This window comes from Micromonospora sp. D75, assembly GCF_018070405.1.
Taxonomy (GTDB): domain Bacteria; phylum Actinomycetota; class Actinomycetes; order Mycobacteriales; family Micromonosporaceae; genus Micromonospora; species Micromonospora chalcea.
The window spans coordinates 1-1,670 of record NZ_JAGPXV010000913.1 but is presented as its reverse complement, the minus strand read 5'-3'; the positions used below and the strand labels follow the sequence as shown (position 1 = coordinate 1,670).

At 72.5% G+C, this 1,670-nt stretch carries 1 protein-coding gene; it reads left to right on the top strand.

Features of this window, described 5'->3' with window-relative positions; all coding sequences use genetic code 11:
• Positions 1-183 precede the first annotated feature (183 nt).
• Positions 184-1,670 (top strand): DUF885 domain-containing protein (locus tag KBX39_RS30625; RefSeq protein ID WP_210873885.1); only part of this gene is annotated, 1,487 nt, incomplete at its 3' end.

The following is a 1,670-nucleotide window of genomic DNA, read 5'->3' as shown; positions in this document are numbered from 1 at the left end:
CATAGGGGCCGTTCCGTACCAAGATCTGCCCAGCCACCCGGCGGGCCGTGTCGGTGATCAAGGAGTTTGGGGTCGCGGCGGGCACTACTGGGGACGCGAACTCCTTGATCAACGCGGAGGATGGCCCGGCGGGCGGGAGCTGGGTCGGGGAAGGGGTCGGGGGTGATCGGTAGGGTGCCGGGTATGGAGTCGTTCGTACCGCTGGCGGAGCGGATCGTGGAGGCGTTGCTGGAGAGCCGGCCCGGGCTGGCCACCTCCGCCGGGGACCACCGCTACGACGACCGGCTGCCCGATCTGTCCGCGGACGCGCTCGCCGCCGATCAGGCGATGCTGAAGGACGCGGCGGACGCGCTCGCCGAGATCGACCCGGACGCGCTCGACGTGGCGGAGAGCGTCGACCACGCGCTGCTCACCAGCATGATCGACAGAGGGCTGTTCGAGGCCACCGAGATCCGCGGCCACGAGTGGGATCCGCTGCGCCACAATCCGGGGCCGCTGCTGCACGCCCTGCTGGCCCGTCCCTTCGCCCCGGCCGAGGAGCGCCTGACCAGCCTCGCCGGGCGCCTGTCGGCCGTACCCGATGCGCTTGCGACAGCGCGCGCGACGCTGCGGGACATGCCGCGCATCCACGCGGAGACGGCGGTCGGGCAGTTCACCGGCACGGCGGCGCTGATCCGCGACGAGGTGCCGGCGTTGCTCGCCCAGGCGCCGGCGCTGCGTGACCGGGTCGGCCCGGCGGCCACGGCCGCGATCGCCGCGCTGGAGGAGTTCGTGGCGTGGCTGCGGCAGGGTCTGGCGGCCGACGTGGGCCCGGGGCGTGACCCGCGGCTGGGCCGACGGCGCTGGGAGGCGCGGCTGTGGCACACGCTCGACACCGAGCTGAGCGCCGCCGAGGTGCAGCGCCGCGCCTGGGCCAACCTGGACCGGGTCACCGAGGAGATCCGCGCGGCGGCCGTCGAGCTGGTCGGTGGCCCGGCCGACGACGAGACGGTACGCCGGGCGCTGGACCTGCTGGCCGCCGAGCACCCGGACGACGCCACCATCGTCGACCTCGCCTCGGTGACGCTGGACGAGGCGAGTGACTTCGTGCGCCACCACGACCTGGTCAGCATGGTCGGTGACCCGTGTGTCATCCAGGAGATGCCGGAGTTCGCGCGGGGTGTGGCGGTCGCCTACTGCGATTCGCCGGGGCCGCTGGAGACGGCCGACGTGCCGACGTTCTACTGCATCGCGCCCACCCCGGCGGACTGGCCGGCGCAGCGGGTCGAGTCGTTCTACCGGGAGTACAACGACCACATGATCCGCAACCTGACCGTGCACGAGGCGATGCCCGGCCACTTCCTCCAGCTCGCCCACGCCCGCCGCTACGACGGGCCGACGCGGGTACGCGCGCTCACCGAGTCGGGCGTGTTCATCGAGGGCTGGGCGGTCTACACCGAGGAGCTGATGGCCGGGCTCGGCTTCGGCGGGCTGCCGGTGCGGTTGCAGCAGCTCAAGATGCAGTTGCGGATGACCATCAACGCGCTGCTCGACCAGCTAGTGCACTGCGACGATCTGCCCGAGTCCGAGGCGATGGCGCTGATGACCGGGCGCGGCTTTCAGGAGGAGGGGGAGGCGGCCGGCAAGTGGCGGCGGGCGCTGCTCACCTCCACGCAGCTGTCGACGTACTT